Annotated in this window: 1 pseudogene; it reads left to right on the top strand. The window is 70.4% G+C overall.

Annotation, left to right across the window (positions count from 1 at the left end):
* Positions 1–557, top strand: a pseudogene (locus WA675_RS27255) (methionine synthase); the annotation flags it as partial.

Genomic DNA, 557 nt, shown 5'->3' with positions numbered 1-557 from the left:
GTTGTTGGTGAAGTCCACCGTGGTCATGAAGGAAAACCTCGAGGAACTCAACACCAAGGGTGTGGCCGAACAGTTCCCCGTGCTCCTCGGTGGCGCCGCCCTGACCCGCTCCTTCGTGGAGAACGACCTCACCGCGGTCTACGACGGCGAGGTCCACTACGCCCGCGACGCCTTCGAGGGCCTGCGGCTGATGGACGAGATCATGACCGTCAAGCGCGGCGGCGGCCTCGACCCCGACAGCCCGGAGGCCATCGCGGCCAAGGAGAAGGCCGCCGAACGCAAGGCCCGCCACGAGCGGTCCAAGCGCATCGCCGCCGAACGCAAGGCCGCCGAGGTCCCGGTCGTGGTCCCCGAACGCTCCGACGTCGCCGCCGACCTGCCGGTCCCTACCCCGCCGTTCTGGGGCACCCGCGTGGTGAAGGGCCTTCCGCTGCAGGAGTATTCGGGCCTGCTCGACGAGCGCGCCCTGTTCCTGGGGCAGTGGGGCCTGCGCGGGCAGCGCTCGGGCGACGGACCGACCTACGAGGAACTGGTCGAGTCCGAGGGCCGTCCGCGGC

Origin of the sequence: Nocardia sp. SSK8 (genome assembly GCF_037034205.1) — a bacterium.
In the GTDB taxonomy this organism is placed as follows: domain Bacteria; phylum Actinomycetota; class Actinomycetes; order Mycobacteriales; family Mycobacteriaceae; genus Nocardia.
The sequence above is the reverse complement of the archived record's forward strand: the minus strand, read 5'-3'. Positions and strand labels throughout refer to the sequence as shown.